The organism is Spirosoma utsteinense (genome assembly GCF_014282275.1).
Lineage (GTDB): Bacteria > Bacteroidota > Bacteroidia > Cytophagales > Spirosomataceae > Spirosoma > Spirosoma utsteinense.
In genome coordinates this window covers 25647-50322 of the sequence record NZ_VFIA01000016.1, presented here as the reverse complement: position 1 = coordinate 50322, position 24676 = coordinate 25647, and the positions used below count along the sequence as shown (strand labels likewise).

15 protein-coding genes are annotated in these 24676 nt (G+C 53.5%); 10 read left to right on the top strand and 5 right to left on the bottom strand.

The genetic code is table 11. The annotated features are described in order from the left end of the window. Positions 1-3018, bottom strand: a complete 3018-nt coding sequence (locus tag FH603_RS14320) for a TonB-dependent receptor (RefSeq protein ID WP_186738214.1) — start codon at positions 3016-3018, stop codon at positions 1-3. A 434-nt stretch (positions 3019-3452) separates the two neighbouring features. Here FH603_RS14320 and FH603_RS14315 point away from each other — a divergent pair, with 434 nt between their 5' ends. After that, complete coding sequence (locus tag FH603_RS14315; protein WP_186738213.1) at positions 3453-4814, top strand: Gfo/Idh/MocA family protein; 1362 nt, start codon at positions 3453-3455, stop codon at positions 4812-4814. A gap of 48 nt (positions 4815-4862) precedes the next feature. Here FH603_RS14315 and FH603_RS14310 read toward each other — a convergent pair whose 3' ends face one another. Then, positions 4863-5849: an FAD:protein FMN transferase gene (locus FH603_RS14310; protein WP_235985318.1), complete on the bottom strand. Its 987-nt coding sequence runs from the start codon at positions 5847-5849 to the stop codon at positions 4863-4865. Between the two features lie 39 nt (positions 5850-5888). Here FH603_RS14310 and FH603_RS14305 point away from each other — a divergent pair, with 39 nt between their 5' ends. Then, positions 5889-6092, top strand: coding sequence for a hypothetical protein (locus FH603_RS14305; RefSeq protein WP_186738212.1), 204 nt, complete (start codon positions 5889-5891; stop codon positions 6090-6092). Between the two features lie 349 nt (positions 6093-6441). On the opposite strand, the gene aroC is transcribed toward FH603_RS14305, so the two are convergent. Both aroC and FH603_RS14295 read right to left on the bottom strand, forming a co-directional pair. After that, positions 6442-7536, bottom strand: a complete 1095-nt coding sequence (aroC, locus tag FH603_RS14300) for a chorismate synthase (RefSeq protein WP_186738211.1) — start codon at positions 7534-7536, stop codon at positions 6442-6444. Between the two features lie 73 nt (positions 7537-7609). Continuing rightward, positions 7610-8848, bottom strand: coding sequence for a BatD family protein (locus FH603_RS14295; RefSeq protein WP_317171204.1), 1239 nt, complete (start codon positions 8846-8848; stop codon positions 7610-7612). A gap of 342 nt (positions 8849-9190) precedes the next feature. Here FH603_RS14295 and FH603_RS28595 point away from each other — a divergent pair, with 342 nt between their 5' ends. Then, positions 9191-9394 carry a hypothetical protein gene (locus FH603_RS28595; protein WP_080237408.1) on the top strand — a complete coding sequence of 68 codons (204 nt, stop codon included), beginning with the start codon at positions 9191-9193 and terminating at the stop codon, positions 9392-9394. Positions 9395-9467: 73 nt separating this feature from the next. On the opposite strand, the gene FH603_RS14290 is transcribed toward FH603_RS28595, so the two are convergent. Beyond that, complete coding sequence (locus tag FH603_RS14290; protein ID WP_186738209.1) at positions 9468-10862, bottom strand: MBL fold metallo-hydrolase RNA specificity domain-containing protein; 1395 nt, start codon at positions 10860-10862, stop codon at positions 9468-9470. Between the two features lie 109 nt (positions 10863-10971). Between FH603_RS14290 and pbpC the strand changes: the two genes are divergently transcribed. The 7 genes from pbpC (at position 10972) to FH603_RS14255 (ending at position 24666) form a co-directional block, all read left to right on the top strand. After that, the gene (gene pbpC / locus FH603_RS14285) at positions 10972-13329 is read left to right on the top strand and encodes a penicillin-binding protein 1C (RefSeq protein ID WP_317171206.1); all 2358 of its coding nucleotides are present in this window, start codon (positions 10972-10974) and stop codon (positions 13327-13329) included. A gap of 72 nt (positions 13330-13401) precedes the next feature. Beyond that, on the top strand, positions 13402-13839 hold the full coding sequence (locus tag FH603_RS14280) for a nuclear transport factor 2 family protein (RefSeq protein ID WP_186738207.1): 438 nt from the start codon (positions 13402-13404) through the stop codon (positions 13837-13839). Positions 13840-13951: 112 nt separating this feature from the next. Beyond that, a complete protein-coding gene (locus FH603_RS14275) occupies positions 13952-19558 on the top strand; it encodes an alpha-2-macroglobulin family protein (protein WP_186738206.1) in 5607 nt (1868 codons plus the stop codon). A gap of 145 nt (positions 19559-19703) precedes the next feature. Next, entirely contained in the window at positions 19704-20990 is a 1287-nt protein-coding gene (locus FH603_RS14270; protein ID WP_186738205.1) for a hypothetical protein, read from the top strand. Between the two features lie 97 nt (positions 20991-21087). Next, positions 21088-21600: a gamma carbonic anhydrase family protein gene (locus tag FH603_RS14265; RefSeq protein WP_186738204.1), complete on the top strand. Its 513-nt coding sequence runs from the start codon at positions 21088-21090 to the stop codon at positions 21598-21600. Continuing rightward, a complete protein-coding gene (locus tag FH603_RS14260; RefSeq protein ID WP_186738203.1) occupies positions 21597-22196 on the top strand; it encodes a HupE/UreJ family protein in 600 nt (199 codons plus the stop codon). The genes FH603_RS14265 and FH603_RS14260 overlap by 4 nt, the downstream gene beginning before the upstream one ends. A gap of 88 nt (positions 22197-22284) precedes the next feature. Continuing rightward, positions 22285-24666 carry a M1 family metallopeptidase gene (locus tag FH603_RS14255; protein ID WP_186738202.1) on the top strand — a complete coding sequence of 794 codons (2382 nt, stop codon included), beginning with the start codon at positions 22285-22287 and terminating at the stop codon, positions 24664-24666. The last annotated feature ends 10 nt before the right edge of the window (positions 24667-24676 follow it).

Genomic DNA, 24676 nt, shown 5'->3' with positions numbered 1-24676 from the left:
TTAGTTCAGTAGTTCATCGAACGTCAAACTAACGTAGTACATGGACCCAACGCTCGGGTTACCCCACGACTGTTTGTATAGTTTTCCAGTCAGGTTGGTTCCGCCCACTTTTAGAATAGACTTGATCCCTGAAATCTTCTTGCTGATCTGGGCATCGAGTGTGCTATAAGCCGGGATGATGGTTTGTTTACGAGCCGTAGCTTCTGTGTTAGCAAAACTTGCTTCCCACAGGAAGGCATCCTGCGCCCGATAAACGACATTGAAACCAAATCCGGTACGGGCCACATTGCGGTTACCGAACGACAGGTTATAGCGATACTTAGGCGTGTTGAAAAAGGTAACGAAGCCCGCCGGGATCTTATCCTGATCCATTAGAAAATTAGACGATACGTTTGCCCCAATCATGTAGTTCCCGGGAAGCATGTAATCGGCACCGATAGCCCAACCTGCGTTTTTCAACTGGGTTGGTGAATTGACGGGGTATGAATACACGTTGCGGGCAGAGCCATTTATCAACTGTAAGGCTGTGACAGGATTAGTAAGAGAAACAGGATTTTTACCTTGAACGACTACCTGACTACCCAGGAAGTTCAGGAACCGGTTGTAGTAGTAGTAGGCATCAATAAATAGCTTATTACCCAGCAATCCTTTGTAACCTACCTCATACGTTTCTACCCGCTCAGGATCATAGCCGGCATTGACAGCTGGTTTTAACTGAGTAAGTGCCTGCGGCAAAGCGGCTGCCCCCCCCTGCTGTAAAGCAGCTCCAAACGCCTGTACAGACTGAAGTGTATATACAGGGCTACCACTAAAATTATATCGCTCCTTAAGAAATGGCAGCCCCCCGATCAGACGTGCGGTCGGCGTGTTAAGATCAATGTACTGATCCTGCGTAGTAGGAATACGGAAACCCCGCTGGAATGAAGCACGTAGATTATGTTGTTTTGCCACAGTCAGCACCGCCGAAAAACGAGGGCTTATTTGTGCCTTAAAGTTCTGGTTTTTGTCGTAGCGCACCGAACCCGTCAGTTTCAGCACATTGGCCAGTGTTTTCGATGCCTGTGCGTATGCACCATACTCATCGATCGAAAACTCTTCACCAGCCTCATTGCGGGCGAACAGCGTGCCTTCTGAATTCAATGCATACCGCCGGAAGTTGCTACCAACGATCAGCTCAACCGTCTTCGGGTCAATCTGCTTGCTGAAGTTATACATGAATTCCGCATGGTACAGGTTGGTTTTATCCAGAAACCGCGCTCCTACGCCCGTTGCATCACCTGGTATGGGTTTCCCGGTTACCGTTTCAAGTGCCTGCTGGAAACCGGGGGTTCCGGGCAACAGCCGACCCTGGTCAGCTACTCCGCGGGCCTGGTCTAACAATGTCTGCTGCTGACTGTTTGCATACGCCTGGGCACCCGCCAATGCCGCGGCAGGAGCCTGACCAGCACCAAGAGCGGTTAAGTAAGCACCTGCATATCCTGTGAGCGCATTCTGTGCGTAGGTGCCAAAATAAGTGGGAAACCATTTGGCGACACTGCCACTCCAGGCTTCGTTGATACCCTGACCCAGGGTTGCGGTAGCATATGAATTACCTGATCGTTCCTGTGTGGTATACGCCCGCACGAAAAAGTTAGATCCACGCAGTTCGAGCTTGTACTGCCCCAGTTGAAATCCTTTGATGTAATAACGGTCAGCACCTGTGTACACTGTCGTTCCGGTACCCCAGTTGGCCTGTGCAATGGCTTCTACATTCTCCGTTAAACGATAGTGTATGGCACCATTTAGTTTTAAGTTGGTTGCATTGTAATTGACCAGATCGTTCTCCTGATACCCCGTCCGCGAAATATTCAGATTGGGTATAATGTTATTGAAAATCTGCTGGGGTGTCAGGCCTGTCAATTGAGGCAATGTTCTGTTACCCGCCTGCGGAATCTGAGTAGTGGCAATGGCACCCAAAATGGCCGACGACCCATTCGCGCCTGTCCCCGGTTGCCCGTTAGCGAAGAGACTGGAGTAGAGATTAGCACTGGCGTCGCCGTAAATGTTTATACCGTCGTAACCGGGATTGTTGGCACGACTACCTGTTTCGAGCGTACTCCTATTCGAAAAACTCTGGTCGCGGTAGTCCGTTGCCTGCCAGTCATTTGCTTTCAGGTATGAAACACCAACCTTGACGGCAAACTTGTTGTTAAAAGCTTTGGCATACCGAAAAGCGGCATCATAGAAAGGCGTCGTCGCCGTTGACCGATTGCTCGCATTCATGACCCCTACTTTTGTGTAAGCACTTAATCCCTGATACAGGAACGGGCTTTTCGAGGTCATTAACAGCAAACCGTTAATAGCATTAGGACCGTAGAGAGCCGAAGCCGCCCCAGGTAAGAGTTCAACACTTTCCAGGTCCAGTTCCGATACGCCAGCGAGGTTACCTACCGAAAAGTTTAGCCCCGGTGCCTGGTTATCCATACCATCCAGCAGCTGGACAACCCGCGTATTGCCATTAGAACCAAACCCGCGCACGTTGACCGACTTGAAGGTCAGACTCTGCGTACTCATATCTACACCTTTGATGTTTTGCAGGGCATCATAAAAAGTAGCAGCTGGTGTCGATTGAAACGAGCGAATGTCGAGACGCTCCACCGACACCGGCGATTTGAGGACGCTCTCCTCTACCCGCGACGCCGAAACGACTACTTCCTGCCCTATCAATACCTGTTCTTTGAGGGAAATATTCAGGTCATTCCGGGCATTGCTGATCGTGAACTCCTGCGGCTGAAAACCAACGCCCGTTACGGCGATCACGAACGGCCGCTCCGTGTTGGTAGTGAACGAGAAATTGCCTTTCGTGTCGGTAATAGTTCCTACAACTTTTCCTTTGACCGCGACGCTGATTCCGGCGAGCGTTTCTTTATCCGCGTCGGCAGTTACCTTACCTGAAACTCGTGTCTGCGCTATAGTGCTGATGCTGATCAAACACAAAAGCCAGACAAGTACTGTGAAGTGCGTAGTAATTTTTCTCATAGGTGGTTATCGTTAATCCCCGTGTTTGCAACAGCCAGATGATTTATGCGATAAACATACGGATAAGCATAAATTTAGTGCAATAAAATCTTCATATTAAAAAATTTTATTTACAGGTAAAAATATAACCAGTTGACTATCAATACAAAAACATGTCACCTCTAGTTACAAATAGTAAGGTTTTGATCGAGTGTTTTTGTTCAGGTAAATAAGAACGCTCCCTATAAACGTTTTAGAAAGGACGCACTTCCTTTTTATGCAAATCAACACGCTGACGGGTTTTATCTACCTGACAGAAATAGCACCTGGTGGCTGGTTGGCAAAGCCAACGGGTTATGCTCAGGAAACCCGGCAAATATTTTGGTTGAACTAGTAAATTGGCCAAAGCCCTGCCTTTCTTCGGTAAATATCTCTTAGCCACTATATTTACAGGTATGAAAAGCGAATCAAATCAGGACCGGCGGGACTTTTTGAAAGCGTCGGGTCTTCTAACCGGTGGTGCCTTGCTGAGCAGCCTGCCTGGTGTTGCCATGCCGTTTGGGTCCAAAGCCGCTGGTTATCATTTTTCGGTAAATGATACGATAAAAGTAGCCTTGATTGGCTGTGGCGGACGTGGCACCGGAGCGGCTCAACAAGCGCTCAGCACGAAGCAAAACGTTAAGATCGTAGCGCTGGCCGATGCGTATCGCGATCGCCTGGATGATGCCTACAAAGCCTTGACCGAGCGCGGTGCCAAAGCGGCCGATGGTTCGCCAAAAGTAGACATCCCGGAAGACCACAAATTTGTGGGCTTCGATGCGTACAAGCAGGCTATGGCCCTGGCCGACGTCGTTATTCTGGCAACTCCTCCCGGTTTCCGTCCGAGTCATTTTGAAGAGGCCGTGAAGCAGGGTAAGCAGGTATTTATGGAAAAACCAGTCGCCACCGATGCGCCGGGTATTCGGCGGGTGCTGGCGGCTGCAGAAGAAGCTAAACGTAAAAAACTAAATGTAGTCGTCGGTTTACAGCGTCGCTACCAGCCTAGCTACCGCGATATGATCAAGCGCATCCATGATGGTGCTATTGGCGACATTGTGGGTGGTTCGGTGTACTGGGTCAGCGGGGGCGTTTGGCAGAAACCCCGCAAACCCAACCAGACCGAAATGGATTACCAGATGCGCAACTGGTATTATTTCAACTGGCTTTGTGGCGACCATATCAATGAGCAGCACGTTCACAATATCGACGTAGCCAACTGGGTAAAAGACAGCTATCCGGTTTCGTGCCAGGGAACGGGCGGCCGACAGGTTCGATCGGGTAAAGATTATGGTGAAATTTTCGACCACCACATCGTCGATTTCGTCTATGCCGATGGAACAACTATCAACAGCCAGTGTCGTCACTACGAAGGAACCTACAGCCGGGTAGACGAAATGTTTTTGGGTACCAAAGGCAAGATTGAAGGTATGGAGAAGAAAAGCAGTGCCTTGATGGGCTATAATGGCCAGGCACTGTATACCCACAACGCAAAAGCAGATGGTAACCCCTACCAGATCGAACACGACGAACTGTTCGATGCCATTGCTAAAGGCGAATACAAATTTGCCGATGCCGAACGGGTAGCCAAGAGCACGATGACCGCTATCATGGGCCGGATGGCTACGTACTCCGGCAAAGTGGTGAAGTGGGACGAAGCCCTGAATTCGCAGATCGATCTCTTCCCCGACAAACTCGCCTGGGATGCCATGCCAAAGAGCTTACCCGACGCGAATGGCCTCTACTCCATTGCAGTACCGGGCAAAACGATAACGGTATAACCTACACGCCAAAGGATACGCCTTCCGTACCCATCTTTTGGCTGTCTATCAAAACGGGGCCGACTGCCATTTGCGGAGTCGGCCCCGTTTGTTTTCTACGATCAGTACCGTCACTCCGGGAAAACGACGTAGTAACCGACGGCTTTTATGCCATCCAAACGCCCTACTGCGGGCCACACTGAATACTTTGGTGAGCGCATCGGCGCGGTAGCCATCGGGGGCCTGCACGGTAACCCGCACGAAATGCCGTAACCCTAAACCCGACCGCGGATTCATAATGTGCGAATAGCGTCGGCCGCGGTAGTCGAGGTACCGGTATACATCGCCCGAGGTCGTGATGGCCGCGTTGCGTAACGTGATTACGGTGGAGTCCAGCGCAACGGTCCAGCTGCCTTCACCCGCCAGCACATCGCCCCCAATATCCATCACAAAGGCGTTGATACCCAGCTTCCGCAGCAGCAGGGCCGCTTCGTCGGTGGCGAACCCCTGCCCGATTCCTCCAACGTCCAGCCTCATACCGGGCCGTAGCAACTTAACCGACCGGGTTGCGCTATCGAGCCCCATAAATCGATACCCCACCGCCCGGTGTGCCTGCCGCCGGGCCGATGCTGCTGGGAATTCGCCCCGCCGAACGGCCCGTCGCCAGAGGAGCGAGAGCGGGCCGATAGTTGGGTCAAATCGCCCGTTCGACTGCCGGGCAATGGTTTTGGCTTTTTCTAATACGTTGAATAGATCGGGCGAAACGCGTACCCATCGGTTTTGTCCGCTGCTTTCCGACAGGCGGTTGATTTCTGACCCGTCCATGTAATCGCTCATGACCTGGTTCAGCGAATCCATCCGGGCGTTAACAGCCTCGTTGACCCGCCGGGCGGTCAGACTATCCGGCGCAAAAAACGTCAGGGTAAACTGGGTACCCATTAGGCCCCGCCGGAACGAAAACCGCGCCATTTCGGGTTGCGCAATCACCAGCCCCGGCATTAGGAGCAGGATCAGCAGCGGACGAGTCAGGAAACCTAAAGAGATACGGACGTTCAAGGTCGTTGAGCGAGACAGTCTTACCGAATCGACGGAACAATGGTTACTATCAAAAACAAATTTATACTACTGGCGGCTTTCTTCTGGCTATCGGGCCTTACCCTGACTGGTTTGGGCGCTTATGGGAAGCGCCACCAGTGGGAAGCAACAGGCACCCTGCTCACGAGTGGTATTTCGGCGCAGGCTGTCGGCTTCGGCTTTCTGGGCTTTGCGATCATGCAGGCTGTTTTCCGGAAGAAATAGTCCGTTTTTTTCGACCGTCGAAATCAGCATTAGTCATTCGTTAAGCGTGGGGTAAATCCTGCACTTTTGAGGCACATCGTGCTGCGACTCCGAGTCAGATAGTTAGATTTGGCCCGTAGGGCCTTCACAGCGCAGCGTCGGTAGACAAAAGCCTTATATACCTGACGGTACATGGACGCTGCTGAAACCAAATTATCCTACCGACGCTGCGCTGTAAAGGCCCTAACGGGCCAAAAAAAGGCAGCTTAATCTCGAATTCACGTTACTCTCCTGATTTCGACCAGAGAAGTCGTTCGTGTTAGCCACAGACAAGATTACTTCAGCCGGCACAAACGGGATCGTCCAACCACTACACACGCGCCAGCTTATTTCGCAAATACATGTCGGCCAGGACCAGTGCTGCCATAGCTTCCACGATAGGTACGGCGCGGGGAACTACGCAGGGATCATGCCGGCCTTTACCCGAAACCGTAACCGGATCACCGTTTACGTCCACGCTGTCCTGATCCTGCATGATGGTAGCTACCGGCTTGAAAGCTGTCCGGAAATAGATGTCTTCGCCGTTGCTGATGCCCCCCTGAATACCACCCGACTGGTTGGTCTTGGTGCGAACCCGGCCCGGCTCCGACCCGGCTCCCGCTTCGATATAGAACTCGTCGTTGTGTGTTGAACCCAGTTGCTCCACCCCGGCGAATCCGCTGCCATATTCAAACCCTTTTACGGCATTGATGCTAAGCATGGCTTTACCCAGCTCGGCGTGTAGTTTATCGAAAACGGGTTCGCCCCAGCCAACCGGAACGCCTGTAGCCACACAATCGACGACACCGCCGACGGAGTCACCCTGCTTACGAACGTCGTCGATGTACTGAAACATCCGCTCTGCAGTTTCGGGATCGGGGCAGCGAACGGCATTCTCTTCGGCCAGGGCGAGGTTCATCTCCGTGTATGCTTTTCCTAGTTTCAGCGTTCCCACCTGCGACACGTAAGCCTGGATCTGAACACCCTGCTGGCGTAGCAAGAGCTTGGCTACGGCACCAGCGGCCACGCGGGCCGCCGTTTCGCGAGCCGACGAACGTCCGCCACCCCGGTAGTCGCGGGAGCCATATTTAACCTGATAGGTATAATCGGCGTGCGAAGGCCGGAACTGCTGGGCAATATGACCGTAATCTTTGCTGCGCTGATCGGTGTTGCGGATAAGCAGTGCGATGGGCGTACCCTGCGTCTGCCCTTCGAACACGCCCGACAGTACTTCGAACTCGTCGGCTTCGCGCCGTTGGGTGGTAATACGTGACTGACCGGGTTTGCGCCGGGTCAACTCCTGCTGAATAAAATCAGTGTCGAACGCCAGACCCGCCGGGCATCCATCGATGATAACACCAATACCCGGCCCGTGCGATTCACCAAATGTAGAAATCTTGAATACTGTCCCGTATGTACTACTCATGTGACAAAATAATAGCTACCGAAAGAACCGATAGGTGCCTCGCACAAACACTGACGTCTGCACGCTACCGCCTTTATCTCCTAAAAAACACAAAGATCATCCCCAACAGCATTAATACAATCAATACATTGGCTACAGACCGAATCAAAACCGGAATACTGATCGGCTGATAGGTGCTGTCGAGCGTACTGATGCCCGTGTACAGAGATCGCCCCGCCGACGAAGCTGACAACGTACCATCGACCGACTCGGCCGACGTTGCTATAGGTACCGAATCGGTTGCCAGCGCGGCTACATCGGCCCCTCCGGCCTCCAATCGAACCCGAGGTCGCAGCGTGTCATAGCGCGCCCGTTGCGGGTCGAAATAGATCCACTGAAAATGGTCGGCCAGTGAAATAGTACCATTTTGACGGGGCACAATAAAATAAGTGAATGTCTTCTGTCCATCCACCTGATTGCCGGTGTGTTTGAGGCTATGTTGTTCTTTGGGCGGGAATATGTCGATATCCGTTGATTTAGCCAGTTCCACGGGTGCTGGCAGGGTAGCGATGTTACCTTCTCCCGCAATAGAAAACCTATAACGAATACTCTGGCCTACCTGAACGTGCTTCCGTTCCAGCTGCTCGTTCAACCGAAATGAGCCAACGGCTACCTGCCCCCGCAACGGATGTTGGGGCAAGGCCCGGACGGCAATGGTAAGTGGTTTGCTGCTGAACAGGACTCTTTCGGTTTCTGCTTCGGCAGATGGAGGACCAATTTTAGGACGGGGTCGGATCAGGTAGAGTGTAACAGCCGGCAGGGTCAGCAACCGGGTGGCGAGCGGATAGAAAACAGATTGATACAACTGGATCTCCCGGAATTTTTTGCCCCCAATCAATACCGGAACGGGCTTCAGTTCCGTAATGGGCCTATTTTCTTCCCAGGCATTCGCAGGTCGGATTTTCTTGATGATGGCCTGCAGCTGCCGGTCGAGGGCCGTAAAATTCAACTGGTAGGGGTAATTATCAGCAACAAAGAAGGACAGTGTCAACCCTACACCTTCGCCTGTGTAGACCGTAGCTTTAGAGGCCCGCAATGCCATAAACGCTGCGCCCCCGGGTGGGGGGAGGTTGTTGACCACGGTTGTTGTATTGGGTACCGATGCGGTTGCCGACGCCCGTACAATCAGCACCGCTCCTTCTGATCTCAGTACCGTTCCCTCAACCGTAATAGTAAAAGGAGCCAGTATAAATCGGCCCGCTGCCCGCGCCTGGTAATTTTGGGTAATAATCTGACTACCAGCTTTTTTTTCGTTGATATCGGGTGATGTCACACTGGTCAGAATCCCTTTTTTAACGAAACCCGGGATATCAGGGAACACCAGAACCGGCCGAGTCTCACTGTTCGCTATTGTAACCGAAATAGCGAAAGGCCGTTCAATCGGAAAAGAAGTTGGCCCCAATTCTATAGCACTAACAGTTTCAGCAACTTGGCCGAAGCAAGCCGTTGAGTAACAAATAAATAATACAAGAAATTTGCGGAATATTGCAAGCATCATTGTTATTTTGTAGCAACAATTAACAACGTGAGCCGTTACGTTTTCATATACCAGAGAGTAACGGATTTTTAGTCTCTATCTATCTCTCTAGCACTTTAACTAAAAAAATGATTCCTCATGCTTTCGATGTTAGAATACATCAAAACCATCCTTCAGAAGGTGAGTTTCGATAAAGCTTTATTCGAGAAAGAACTTGCTAAAGCAATAAAAATGCTCATCCCTGACGAAGTAAAGCAACTTAAACGATGGTGTTATGCGCAGTTTGGAAAAATGTACCGCGTAGTACTAAACCGTTGTTTCGCACGGGTTCGATTCACATAGCGACATTACCCTTCCTTTTTCAACTTTCCTGAACCCGGCCGTGAGGCCGGGTTTTTTTATGGACATTCGTCCCCTACAGATCCACTTTTTCTTCCATGTCGGGTATGACTACGTGCGCAAAGCCAGCTGCCTCTAGCTTTTCTTTCCAGATCAGCTGTTTTTCATACTCACCGTGTACCAGAAACACCGTTTTAACCTGCGCAGGGTCCTGACAACTCAGAAAATGCAGCATTTCGCGGTAATCACCGTGGGCCGAAAATGAATCCATAATTTCGATCCGGGCATTTACCGCAAGCCGTTCGCCAAAGATCACCACTTCTTTATCTCCCCGCTTCAGGGCACCGCCAAGGCTACTCGGCGACGCATAGCCGACCATCAGAATGGTCGTGCTGGGATCCTCGACGTTATTTTTGATGTGGTGCTTGATCCGACCCGCTTCGGCCATACCCGACGGCGCAATAATGATGCACGGTTCATCACTGCTGTTGATGGCTTTGGACCCCTCAACCTCTGACACGTAATGCAGATTTTTGAAATCGAACGCATCGCCATCCCGCTTGATATAAGCCAGTATCTCGGGATTGAAGTCTTCCTCATGATCGCGCATTACCTGCGTTGCTTTCACCGACATCGGGCTATCGATGTGTACGGGTAAGCGAGGCAGTTTGCCTTCCGTCTCCAGTTGATCGAGCGCGTAAATCAGTTCCTGCGTGCGGTCGACAGCAAACGCGGGGATCAGCAGTTTACCCCGCTTTTCCACACACGTCTGGTGCACGATACGCAGTAAATGAGCCTTCACATCAGGTTCGGGTTCGTGTATCCGGTCACCATAGGTCGATTCGCAAATGATATAATCCGCCTGTGGAAACGAATCTGGTTTACGCAGGATCTTATCATCCGGGCGGCCGATATCGCCACTAAAAACAAGTTGCGTTGTCTTATCCTGCTCACGGACGGTCAGGCTGATGGCTGCGCTGCCAAGCAGGTGAGCCGCATCGGTCAGCAGTCCCGTTACCGACTTTCCTATTTCGAACGGCTTGTTGTACCCAACGGCTACCATCTGGTCGAGCGCCTGTTGAACATCTTTTTCATTGTAGAGTGCTTCCAGTTCAGGCTGTCCCCGGCGACTGCGCCGATTGTTGACCCGTTCCAGATCACGCTCCTGAATCCGGGCACTATCCATGAGCATTACCTCACACAAATCGATGGTAGATGCTGTCGTATAGATAGGTCCTTCGAATCCTTTGGCAACAAGCCGGGGAATCAACCCGGTATGGTCAATATGGGCGTGTGACAGCACCATGTAGTCTACTGCGGCCGGATCGAAACCAAATTGCTGATTGAGTTCGTCGGTGTTGATACCCTGGAACAGCCCGCAGTCGAGCAAAATCCGGGTACCGTCGGCTGTCGTGATCAGGTGCTTACTGCCTGTGACCGTACGGGCTGCACCAAAAAATTGAATGGTCATCGTTCAGGAACGTATATTTAGGCTGATCTCTCCGAAGCCACGCTGGCAGACGAAGAACCACAAAGAAACACACATATTTACGGAGTTATCAACTTGATCAGTGGAAAGCATTTGGACGTGGCTGAAACAAATTAGCCGGCGCAAACCGGTCAGGGCCTGTGGGCTGGCGCTGCTCGTCGCGTTGGGCCTCGACAGCCTGTTCCCGATCAACACTGCTGTTCCCTATTCTACAGTCATCACAGCACGCGATGGCTCTATCCTGCACGCATTTCTGAGCCGGGATGACAAATGGCGGATGTATGCCGAACTTTCTGACATTACCCCCACCTTACGGGACGCCATTCTGTACAAAGAGGATAAATATTTTTACGTTCACCCCGGCTTCAATCCCGTGTCTATGGTACGGGCTGCCGGGCGTAACCTGCTGGCCGGACGCCGGACATCGGGAGCCTCCACGATTACGATGCAAACGGTTCGCCTGCTCGAACCCCGTCGGCGTACCTACCTCAATAAACTCATCGAACTGGGCCGGGCCATCCAGCTGGAACTTCATTATTCGAAGGATGAGATCCTGCAACTGTACCTGAACCTGATTCCATACGGCGGCAATATCGAAGGGCTGAAATCGGCGTCGCTGCTGTATTTCGGCAAACCGCCCGTACTGCTCAGCCTGGCCGAACTAACTACGCTCACTATTATTCCGAACCGGCCGTCGAGCCTGCGCCTGGGTGTCGATAACGAGCGGGTAATGCAGGAGCGCAACCGCTGGCTTAATCGCTTCCGGACCGCGCATGTCTACGACGAAACAATCCTGATTGATGCCCTGAACGAACCGCTGACGGCCTACCGGCACGAAGCGCCCCAACTGGCCCCACACCTGTCGCGCCGGCTTAAAGCCGAACAGCCGGGAGAGCCTATTATCCGGTCGGCACTAAGTCCGGGCATTCAGGCTACCGCCGAGCAACTCGTGCAGAACTACGCCAATCGTATCCGGGTCAACGATATCCACAACGCAGCCGTGCTCATTGTGGATAACCAGACGCAGGCTGTGGTAGCTTATGTAGGATCGTCAGATTTCAGGGACCCCGTCGACGGGGGGCAGGTAGACGGCGTGCGGGCCATACGATCGCCGGGAAGCGCCCTGAAACCCATCCTGTACGGGCTGGCGTTCGATGCGGGCATTATAACGCCCAAAACCAAGCTTAATGATGTTCCCACTAATTTTAGCGGGTATGAACCGGACAACTACGACCGTCAGTTCAACGGACCCGTTACGGCATCGTTTGCCCTCGCCAACTCCCTCAACATACCCGCCGTTTCGCTGTTGCGGGAAATGGGCACATCTGCGCTTGTTTCGACGTTACAGAAAGCGGGGTTTTCGACCGTAAAACGACAGGCGAAAGACCTGGGATTGTCTATGATCCTGGGTGGTTGTGGGGTAACGCTGGAAGAAATGACACGCTTGTATGTAGGGCTGGCCAACGGCGGCCTGGTGATGCCACTTACCCTTACCACCCCGTCGGACCCCCTTCACCCCGCCCGCAACGGTGGGCAGAAACGGGCCGTAGAATCCGTGAAAATTCTTTCTCCCGAAGCGGCTTATCTGATCACCCATACGCTCACGCAGATCACTCGCCCCGATCTGCCCAATAACTTCGACAACAGCTACCACCTGCCACGCATCGCCTGGAAAACAGGAACGTCTTATGGTCGGCGTGATGCCTGGAGTATCGGGTACAATCGGCGGTACACGATCGGGGTGTGGATTGGAAATTTTTCGGGGGTGGGCGTGGCCGAACTAAGCGGGGCCAATACAGCCACACCGCTGCTCTTTCAGTTATTTAACGCACTTGACTACAACTCGCCTAACGGCTGGTTTCAGCCACCCGCCAGCCCAACCAGCCGACTCACGACGCGGCTCGTCTGCCCCGAGACCGGTGATATTCCGGGCGACTCCTGCCTGAACCCCGTTACCGATTTCCAAATTATGGGTGTATCGCGGCACCGAACCTGTCAGCACCGAAAAGTGGTATTCACGAACGCAGCCAGAACGCTGGCCTACTGCCCGCACTGCCGGCCCGACTCCGGCTGGGTACGCCGTTCATACCCTAACTTAACGCCCGATCTGGTTACCTTTTACCAAAGCCGCCACATCCCTTTTGAACCAATACCGCCCCACAACCCGGCCTGCGAACGGGTATCGGGTATGGCGGGGCCAGCCATTACGAGCCTGAATGAAGGCAGCGAATACTTTATCGATGCGGCCCAACCTGCCGAACTGGAGTTGGGTTGTCAGGCGGCTAACGATGTTCAACTCGTTTTCTGGTATCTGAACGATAAACTTTACCGCCGAGCCCGCCCTGACGAAGCTGTATTTTTCAGACCGTGGCCGGGCCAACTCAAAATTTCCTGCGCCGACGACCGGGGGCGGCACAGCGATTTACGGGTAACAATAAAAAATGAATAGAGCCAGCACAATTTGGCTTTACCACTATTTTTCAAGACTTTTCCTGCCTGAAAACTCTATATCCGTTCATTCATGAAAGTACTATTATCCCTCATTGCGGCCTTTTTCATTACCACCGCCACATTTGCTCAGCAAGCCGCCGACCCCACACAGGACCCAACAGCCCTTGGCAATGCCTTTTTCAAAGCTATGCTTGACGAAGATGCTACTACGATCGGTAAGTTGGTGTCCAGCGATTTTAGCCTGACCAGTTTCGACGGCAGTTCGGTGGATGGCGACCTGCTCGTTCAAGGTGTTGGCGGAGGATTCGTCGTCATTGAAACAGGTGTCGTCTCCGACGCCCGCACGCGGCAGTATAACAGCGACTCAGCTGTGATGACCGGTACCTGGAAAGTAAAAGGCACCATTCAGGGGCAACCCCTGGAGTCTACCGCAGCAATATCCGTTGTTAGCGCCAAACAGGGTGCCAGCTGGAAAATCATGCATATCCAGTTTACGCCGACCAAGTAACGCAGCCGTTGCCGCGCCCTTAACCAGCGTGTGCTTTACTGTGCCACAGAAAAACCCATCCAGCAACGGAATGGGTTTTTTTCGTTAGTATTCGCCCCAATATCTTCCTGTCATGAACGCACTCTACACCCACCGTTTAGCCTACACCTTACTCTGTCTTGTTTTTGTCGGGCTGGGCTGTTCCCGGCTGTCGTTCAACGAAGTAGCCGTTGTAGGCCGCAACTTCGAAGACGAAGTCCAGCAGACCCAAAACCTGACCTTCACCTTCAATAAAAATGTTGGTGCCGAGAGGGCCATCAACGAGTGGGATTCGACCCAGTATCTCCGGTTTAAACCGGCTGTTCGGGGTAAGTTTAAATGGACAGCTCCTAACGAACTGGTGTTTTCGCCGGCCGTTGCGTTCGATCCGGCAACTGACTACCGGGCTGAGTTGACCAGTGATCTGCTCAGGCAAACCGATGCCAAGGAAATGCGCCTGTCGGCCAGTCCGATCACGTTCCATACACCTTACCTGCAACTAGCCGGTACCGAAAGCTGGTGGTCCCGATCGGCTGAGTCAGGACAGCCGGTAGCCAAAGTCCGGCTTAACTTCAACTACGCCGTCAATTCAGCGGAGGTATCGGGCAAACTAAGCGCGACCAGCAACGACCAGGCACTTACGACACAGGTTGTAGGCAGCAGCGTGCAGCACACGATGGCGCTGGTACTCAACAACCTCCCCGCCGGGTCGTCGCAGGCCAGGAATGAACAACCATTGACACTGCATATCGATAAAGGGCTGAAAGTATCCGGCACAGCGTATGTCAGCCAGGAGGCCATTGAGCAAAAGACAGCGATACCGTCGCGGTATACCATCGACATTGCCGACGTACAAACGAGTTTCGATGGCAATCGGGCGGGTGGCCCGCAGGGCGTTGTGCGGGTTATCACGACCCAGGAGTTACAGCCCGGTGCGCTGGACCAGTATTATACGATTCAGCCCCAGGTGGCCACAACCGCTGAACTGACCGAAAACGGGTTCGTCATCCGGGGCAACTTCACCGAGGCCGATACCTATGTGCTGACCCTCACCGATCAGATTCGGGGTGTATTGGGGACAAAGCTGACGGAGCCGGTAACGCGGGATCTGTTTTTCGGCAAAATGCCCGCCAGCATATCGTTCGTCAACAGCAAAGCGTTGTACCTGACCTCAAAAGGAGCCCGAAATATCGGCCTCAACATCGTTAACGTTCCCAACGTACAGGTGAAGATTGCGAAGCTCTACGAGAACAACCTGCTGACCTACCTGCGCTCAAACCGCTATGAGCAATATGCCGAAGCCGCCGATGGCCAATGGAAACCCACCGGTGGATTTACCTACAGCGCCGACGAGCAGGCCGACCTCAGCGATGTGCTGGTCAACAAAACGGTGGCCGTCGGTGACCTGCCGACCGTGCGGGGCGTTTCGGCGCTGAATGTGGCCCTCCCCGACGAAAAGCAGGTTCAGGGACAACCCCTGCGGGGCATCTATCTGGTATCGGTTGCTTCAAAAGAGGAGGCTTACCTACAGGCAAGCCAACTGGTATCGGTATCGGATATCGGTCTGGTTGCCCGGCAGACGAACGACGAGATACTCGTATGGGCTAACTCAATCCATACCACCGAGCCAATGCAGGGTGTTGAGGTAACGCTTATTAGTAGTAATAATCAGTCGGTTTATTCCCTGAAAACCGATGGCAGCGGCTTTGTCAGGTTCGACAAGGTCAGCGAGAAAGCACCCGGCTTTAAAATCAGTCTGTTGACGGCTCGCTCCGGCGATGCGGTTAGTCCAAATGATTTCAACTTTCTGTTTCTGCCCGATACGCAGATAGAAACGTCCCGTTTCGAGGTCGATGGCAAGCGGGACAACGAATCGGGGTTCAACGCATTTGTTTACGGCGATCGCGACATATACCGCCCCGGCGAAACCATTCATTTTAACACCGTTATCCGGTCTCAGTCGTGGCAGAGCGTAGCCGAAGTCCCCGTTCTGATCCGGATATTGACACCCAATGGCCGGGAGTTACGCGCGTTCCGAAAAACGACCAACGCACAGGGAGCCATTTCAACCGATGTACCCCTCGACCCGGCTGTAGTAACGGGCAACTACACCATTGAGGTACTGAACGCCAATACGGTGTTGCTCACGTCTCAATCCGTAAGTGTAGAAGAGTTCGTACCTGACCGCATCAAGGTAGACGTTCTCACCGACCGAAGCCAGTATAAAGCAGGCCAGACCGTCACGCTTTCGGCAACGGCCCTGAACCTGTTCGGCCCGCCCGCAGCCGACCGCGCCTATGAGATGGAGTTGCAGCTGAAACCCAGAATCTTTGCGCCAAAAGGCTACGAGGAGTACAATTTCAAGATGGCCAGCGATCAGGCTGCGGGAACAGGCGGGCAGAACGCTTTCCCCAAAGAGTTACGACAGGGACGAACGAACGCCAACGGGCAAGCCACCGAGCGATTCCTCCTACCGGCTATTTACCAGGACATGGGTCTGCTGGACGGGAAGCTGTTCGTAACGGTCTTCGACGAAAACGGGCGGCCCGTTAACCGGCTCCGGCGCTTCGACGTACTGACGCAGGAAACCCTGTATGGCGTACGAATTCCGGATCGGTACGTTACAACCGGCACGCCCCTGGCGGCAGAAGTCGTTGCCCTCGATCCGGCGGGTGCGCTGCGTCTGTCGGCATCGGCCCAAATCGAAATCGTCCGGTACGACTATCAGACCGTGATCGAGAAAAAGGGCGAGGGTAATCAATCACAGGTCAATTACACTACCCGGCGACGGGAGAAATCCGTCTACAGCAACACACTGCCGTTCAAGGGTGGTAAGGCAGCCATCCGGTATGTACCTACCGTGTCGGGTGAGTACGAAATACGGGTCCGTCGGTTGGGCCAGCCCGGCGTATCGACGGGCTATTCGGCCACGCGTTTTTATGCTTACGGCTACGGCAGTACATCGGCGTCTTCGTTCGATGTGAGTCAGGAAGGCCAGGTATTGATGACACTCGACAAACCAACCTATCAAACCGGCGACCGGGCCACCCTTCTTTTCAAGGCCCCTTTTGATGGAAAGCTACTGGTAACGGTGGAACGGAATCAGGTACTGGAACATCACTGGCTAACGACGGCCAACAAAGCAGCTGAGTGGAGCTTTGCCCTTACAGCCGATCACCTGCCCAACGTCTACATAACCGCCACGCTTATCCGGGCCATCGGCAGCAGTGCAGGGGCCGATGCTAACTTACCCATTACGGTAGCCCACGGTTATATATCGGTTCCGGTGGGGAACCCCGCCACACAACTTCCCATCAGCATAGCAGCCAGCCCACAGTCCCGATCGAAGACGAAACAAACGATTCGCATCAAAACCGCTCGTAATGCGCAGGTAACGGTGGCCGTGGTGGATGAGGGAATTTTACAGTTGAAAAACTTCAGAACCCCCGATCCGCACGGCTTTTTCTATCAGAAACGCGCGCTGGAGGTGGGCAGCCATGATCTCTACGCGTTACTTTACCCCGAGTTATCCCTGCGGTCTGCCCGGTCGAGTACCGGTGGTGATGGCTATGACCTCGAACGGCGCGTGAACCCGCTCAGCAACGGCCGGGTGCGACTCGTAGCCCTTTGGAGCGGTATTCTGGAAACAGGCTCGGACGGCGAAGCAGCGTTTTCGATCGATGTGCCGCAGTTCTCCGGCGATTTGCGGGTGATGGCGGTGGCCTATAAAGACAACGCTTTCGGGTCGGCCACGAGCAACATAAAAGTAGCCGACCCTATCGTGATCAGTACCGGCGTTCCCCGGTTTCTAACCCCCGGAGATCAGGTTGAGTTACCCGTCAATCTCAGCAATACAACCAGTAAAGCCGCTGTCGTTACGGCCAGACTCAGCCTGACGGGCCCATTGACAGCCGATAGCGCTGGTACGCGAAAACTTACTATCCAGCCCGGCCGCGAAGTACGCACTACCTTCCGGATCAGTGCCAGCCAGTCCATCGGTCCCGGTATGGTGCTGGTAACGGTAAACGGGCTGAACGAGACGTTTACCGAGAAAACAGACGTAACAGTTCGCCCGGCCGCTTCTTTACAGAAAATCACTATAGCAGGGATGGTAGCGGGTGGACAGGGACAGCCGCTGAAACTGGCCGGTCAGTTCTTGCCCGGTACGGCGCGGGCCAGTATGACCTTGAGCCGGTCGCCGATCGCTCAGTATGGCCGGGAGCTGTCTTACCTGCTTGGATATCCACACGGCTGCATTGAGCAGACGATCTCAAAAGCATTTCCGCAACTGTATTTTGCCGATCTGACGAAACAGTTTGGCAGCCATACCTACTTCGTCAGGTCGGGGGAGAGTGATTTCAACCCGACTACTACAGTGCGGGAAGCTGTACAGAAAGTAGAAAGCCTGCAATTACAGACGGGTGGCTTTGCGATGTGGCCGGGAGCGACCGGAGCCAGTACAGGTCAAAATCGGTTTAGCGGGGCGGGCGTCGATATGTGGGCGTCGGCTTATGCACTGCACTTTCTCTCCGAAGCGCAGGAAGCTGGCTATGAGGTTCGACCATCGGTACTTAGTTCGGCTATCGACTTCCTGACCACCTTCACCAATAACCCATCGACCGAAAGTACCGTCACGTTCGACGAATCGGGCAGACAGACGGTTCGGAAAGTAGCCAGCCGGACAGCCATCTACGGGCTGTATACGTTGTCGGTAGCAGGCAGGCCCAACCGGCCAGCTATGAATTACTACAAAGAAGCGGCTCTTCAAAAAACGGGGCCCACCCTCACCCTCGATAGCCGCTACCTGCTGGCCGCGGCCTTTTACCGGCTTGGTGATTCACGCAGTTTCGCGGCTTTGTTACCCAGGCAGTTTGTAGATCAGCCGATGGAGCGCCAGACCGGCGGCAGTTATGCGTCGCCCCTGCGTAATCTCGCCCTGGTTCTCGACGTGCTCGCAGATACCGACCCTAACAACCTTCAGATTCCAACGCTTGCCCGGCAACTGTCAACGGCCTTGCGCCAAAGCACCTACCTCAATACTCAGGAAGCCGCTTTTGCTTTCCTCGCACTGGGCAAAATTGCCCGCCAGAACGCCGGCAATACGGCTACGGCCACGCTGCTGGCCGGAAATAAGCCGCTGGGGAACCTGACCGGCGCGTTCGTCAACCTGAACCGCCTGCCTACCAACGTACCCCTCCTGCTAAATGCTAAAGGATCAGGAAACATCTACTACTTTGCCCAAAGTGAAGGTGTGCCTATGCAGGGAAAGATACCCGAAACAGATGCAGGATTACAGATCCGTCGGCAGTACCTGAACCGCGATGGCAAACCCATTGCAGGGACAGTTCGACAGAATGATCTGGTGATCGTGAAAGTCACCTTAACGAGTCAGACCGGACTGAACATCGAGAACGTCGTTATCACCGATCTGCTGCCTGCCGGTCTGGAGGTAGAGAATCCCCGGCTTAGCGAACAACGGGATATGCCCTGGATCAAAGCCACGACGACACCAGACCATTTCGATCTGCGCGACGATCGGATCAACTTTTACACCAATGCCGACAGCAATCCCAGGACGTTTTATTATCTGGCCCGTGCTACGACAAAGGGACGATTTATAATCGGTCCCATATCGGCCGATGCTATGTATAACGGTGAATATCGGAGCTATAGCGGGGCAGGTACCTTGTTGATAAACTGATGATGATCGGGCAGTAGTTCTACAAAAACTGTAGAACTACTGCCCAACAACAGGCCCTTATACCGTGTTTACAGCGACAAACGGCACTGGTACACTTTTTGAGCCGAATATTATATCATCATTACCAATAGACTACTACAACGTTATGAAAAGGAAAACATGGATAGTTGCCACCATGCTGGCCGCAACGGTAGGCTTATCCTCATGCGCTACCACCGAAAAATGGCTTTATGGCGGCTCGGGACCCGAGCGTCAGGATGTATCACAACGTAGCAGTAACAGTCGGGATTCGCGGGATCGTACGACCGACAGCGACCGTCGGGACAGAGACGAAGAACGCTCAATGAGCCGAAACGATAGAAACCGGGACAGCGATCAGGATCGGGACAAAGACCGTGAAGGTGGCTTGTTCAGCCGCCGAAATAATGACCGCAATCTGAGCAGTAGCCGGAATGACCGCGATAGTCGCAGCAATTCGCGAACCAGCGATTCATACCGCAACCCCTACAGCAGCGGAGGTCGGAATGAAAACAGCCCAAGCCGCATGTCGGGTAGCGATTCGTACAACAACCGCTACGCTGATAACGACCGGGACAACGAGCGCAGTTCCAGTAGCAATAGATACGATGACCGTGACCGGAGCAGCTGGTCAGATGACAACCGTGACCGCGATTCGTACAGCCAGAACAACAACGATCGCGATTCGCGGAGCAGCCGGTATGACGACCGTGACTCACGCGATAGCCGGAGCCGTTATGACGACCGCGATTCACGCGATAGCCGTACGAACGATCGTGACCGTGACGATGACCGGAGCGCCCGTCGTAATGACGACCGCGACTCGCGTGATAGCCGAAGCCGCTACGATGATCGCGACAGCCGCGACCGGGATGACCGGAACTCACGCGATGATCGATCCAGCAGCCGATACGACGACCGCCATGACAATAACCGCAACGACAGGCAGGACCGTGACGACGACCGGAACTCGCGCAACAGCAACCGGGATAATGACCGGAACCGGGACGACGATCGCAGTTCCCGTCGGGACGATGACCGGAATAACAGCCGCGACGAACGGGATCGGAACGATCGGGACAGCCGTGATGACCGCGACCGGTCCAGCAATCGTGATAGCGACCGCGACAAGCGTGAGCTAACCGACCGGATTTCGGAACAGATGGACAAACTTGATGAGCAGATCGAGGAGTCCAAAGCCGATGTTAAAAACGAGAGCCGCAAGGATCGTCAAAAACGTCAGGATAAAGTTAAAGACCTCGAAGACAAGCGTCGCCAGCTCACTGATTCCTATTACAAGGTGCAACGGGCCAGTGACGATGACCTGAAAAAAGTGAAACGCGAAACCAACCGCGTCGTCGATGACATCGAAGATGCTATGGAAAAACTGGTCGACAAAGTCGATAAGAAATAATCGCTTCGATTAGAATGTAAGTAACAAAAAGGGCCGGTTCAACAGAATCGGCCCTTTTGTTGTTGAGTCACCCGTAAACGCTCCTTACCTTTACGGCATGGCACTAATCAAACCCGTTCGCGGTATCCATCCCAAAACTGGCGACAACTGCTGGTTTGCCGATAACGCAACCATCATTGGCGATGTAACGATGGGTCGCGACTGCACCGTCTGGTTCAATGCCGTTGTTCGGGGCGATGTCAACAGCATTACCATTGGCGACCGGACCAACATTCAGGATGGTGCCGTTATTCACTGTACCTACCAGCGGTTTAAGACGACCATTGGCAGCAACGTTTCTATTGCCCACAACGCCATCGTTCATGGCTGTACGGTTGAAGACAACGTACTCATCGGCATGGGGGCTATCGTTATGGACGGAGCGGTGATTGGTACCGGCAGTATCGTTGCCGCCGGAGCTATTGTTACCCAGCATACGGTGGTACCGCCCGGCTCTATCTACGCAGGAAATCCGGCCCGGCTCCTGAAAGCCGTTTCGCCCGAGCAGGCCGAAATTTTTGCCCGGACGGCCAATAACTACGTTATGTATGCGGACTGGTTCAAGGAATGAGTGACTTTTTCATCTACCTCGGCTTAGGCTTCGACCACATCACCGACCCGCGCGGGTACGACCATATCCTGTTCGTGGTAGCGCTATGCGCCATTTATACCCTTCGGCAGTGGCGGCAGGTGCTCATTCTGGTTACGGCATTCACCATTGGCCATTCCATTACCCTTGCTCTGGCTACCCTTCGGCTTATCGAATACAGTACTGATTTCATCGAGCTGCTTATTCCGATTACGATCCTTATCACAGCCATCACTAATTTCTTTTACAAGGAGCCCCGAACGCGCCTGATGTCTGCTAATGCCGGTAAGGAACCAACCCGCCCCTGGCGATATGGCCTGGCGCTGGCTTTTGGACTGATTCATGGAATGGGTTTCTCCAATTACCTGCGTAGCTTACTGGGGCGCGAAGCCAGCATCGTTGAACCATTACTGGCCTTCAACATCGGGCTGGAGCTTGGTCAGCTAGTCATTGTAGGACTGATTCTGGGGTTGGCCTATGTGGTAATCGATCTGCTCCGTACAAGCCGGTTACGCTGGACCCTCATCGTCTCAGGGATTGTGACTGGCATGGCCTTATCACTGATCATCAACCGGTAGACTCCCTCCTCCGTTTATCATATTTGAAACGGCACAACCTCTTTTTTTTGTACTTTTACCCTTCTTATCAACAACTATATCCTTGTTTATGCAAAAGATAGTTTTGCTGGTGACGTGTTTGACCATTCCAATGGGTATGGCACAAGCACAGGCACCAACACAGCGTGCCAATACGCGCTTTGAGCAACTTGGGCCTATGTTACCAACGCCCAATACCTTCCGTACAGCATCAGGTGCGCCCGGAAAAGATTACTTTCAGAATCGCGCCGACTACGACATTAAAGCGACGCTCGACGATACGAAACAGAAAATCACCGGCTCCGAGACGATCACCTACCACAACAACTCGACCGACGCCCTGCCCTTCCTGTGGCTGCAGCTGGATCAGAACCTGTTCAAACCTGATGCGACCGGCAATATTGCCCGGACCAACAGCATCAACGCCGAACAGGGATCCTCCATGCGGCAACTGGACCCCAGCGCGGCTTTGAAGGGTAAAGACTACGGCCACAAAATCACATCGGTACGGGATCAGGCGGGTAAAGCGCTCAAGTACACCATTAATGAAACCATGATGCGGATCGATTTGCCGCAGGCGGTAGCGCCGGGCAAAACGGTTTCCTTCTCAATCGACTGGAACTTCAACATCATCGACGCTAAAGCAGCCGGTGGCCGCTCGGGCTACGAGTTTTTCCCGAAAGATGGCAACTACGTCTATGAAATTGCCCAGTGGTTTCCCCGCCTGTGTGCTTACAATGACGTATATGGCTGGCAGAACAAGCAATTTCTGGGACAGGGCGAGTTCACGCTCATCTTCGGCAACTATAAGGTAGCCATCACCGCTCCGAACGACCACGTCGTTGGCGCAACCGGCGAACTCCAGAACACGTCTCAGGTGCTGAGCGCTACCCAGCAGAAACGCTGGAACGAAGCTAAAGCGAAGGGCGACAAGCCCGGCGAGAACCCCGTATTGATTGTAACCCAGGCCGAAGCCGAAGCCGCTGAAAAAGGCAAGCCAACCGGTACAAAAACCTGGGTATACAAAGCCGACAACGTCCGCGATTTCGCGTTCTCCAGCAGCCGGAAATTTATCTGGGACGCCCTGCAACCCAACATTGAAGGAAAACGCGTGTGGGCGATGTCGCTCTATCCTAAAGAAGCTAACCCGTTATGGGGTCAGTACTCGACCCGGCTTATTGCGCATACCCTCCGCTCCTACTCCCGCCGAACTATCGCTTACCCGTACCCGGTAGCGTATTCGGTCCACGGACCCGTGGGTGGTATGGAATATCCGATGATGTCGTTTAACGGTGCCCGCCCCGAAGCAGACGGCACCTACTCGGAAGGCACCAAGAACTTCCTGATCCTGGTTGTCATTCACGAAGTGGGGCACAACTTCTTCCCCATGATCGTCAACTCCGACGAACGCCAGTGGTCGTGGATGGATGAGGGCCTGAACAGCTTTCTGGAAGGGCTGGCCTGTCTGGAATGGGATGCCAACTTCCCGGCGCGTGGTATCGAACCGCAGTCGATCGTGCCCTACATGCAGCTCGATTCAAGCAAGCAGATGCCCATTATGAGCAGCTCGGACAATATCCTGCCGGGTACCTTCGGTCCAAATGCCTACAGCAAACCCGCTACGGCGCTGAACATCCTGCGGGAGACGATCATGGGCCGCGAACTGTTCGACTACGCCTTTAAAGAATATGCCCGCCGGTGGGCGTTCAAATCACCCGAACCCGCTGACTTCTTCCGCACGATGGAAGATGCCTCTGGTGTTGACCTGGACTTTTTCTGGAAGGGCTGGTTCTACGGCGTACAACCCGTCGATCAGTCGCTGGTGAAAGTGGACTGGTTCCAGCCTAACTCGCAGAATCCCGAAATCACCAAAGCGGAAGCCCGTGCAGCTGCCCAGAAGCGAGCCAACACTATCAGCAAGCAGCGTGATGCAGCGAGCAAAGATCAGTCGGTTGTGGCGCAGGACAGCACCATGAAGGACTTCTATAACCGGTACGATCCCTACGCCGTTACGGACGAGGATAAGAAGAAATACCAGGATTATCTAGCAACGCTAACCCCCGAGGAGCGCACCCAGGCCGAAGCCGGCACTAACTTCTACACACTGTCGCTGCAAAATAAGGGTGGTATCCCTATGCCGGTCATTGTACGGATGGAGTTCGAAGACGGCACCGATTCAGTAGCCCGTTTCCCGGCCGAAATCTGGCGCTTCAACGACGCATCGATCAAGAAAGTGGTGGCGACTACGAAGAAGGTGAAGCAATGGACCCTCGATCCGTTCTATGAAATCGCCGATATCAACACGGAAGACAACTCATTTCCGCCGGTTTCGCAGCCGTCGCGGTTCCAGCTATTCAAACAACAGCAACGCGGTGGCGGAGCAGCGCCGAACCCAATGCAGCAGCAACGGCAGCAGCAGCCACCGGCTAAACAAGGTACTGGCCGAAACTAACCTATCTTTT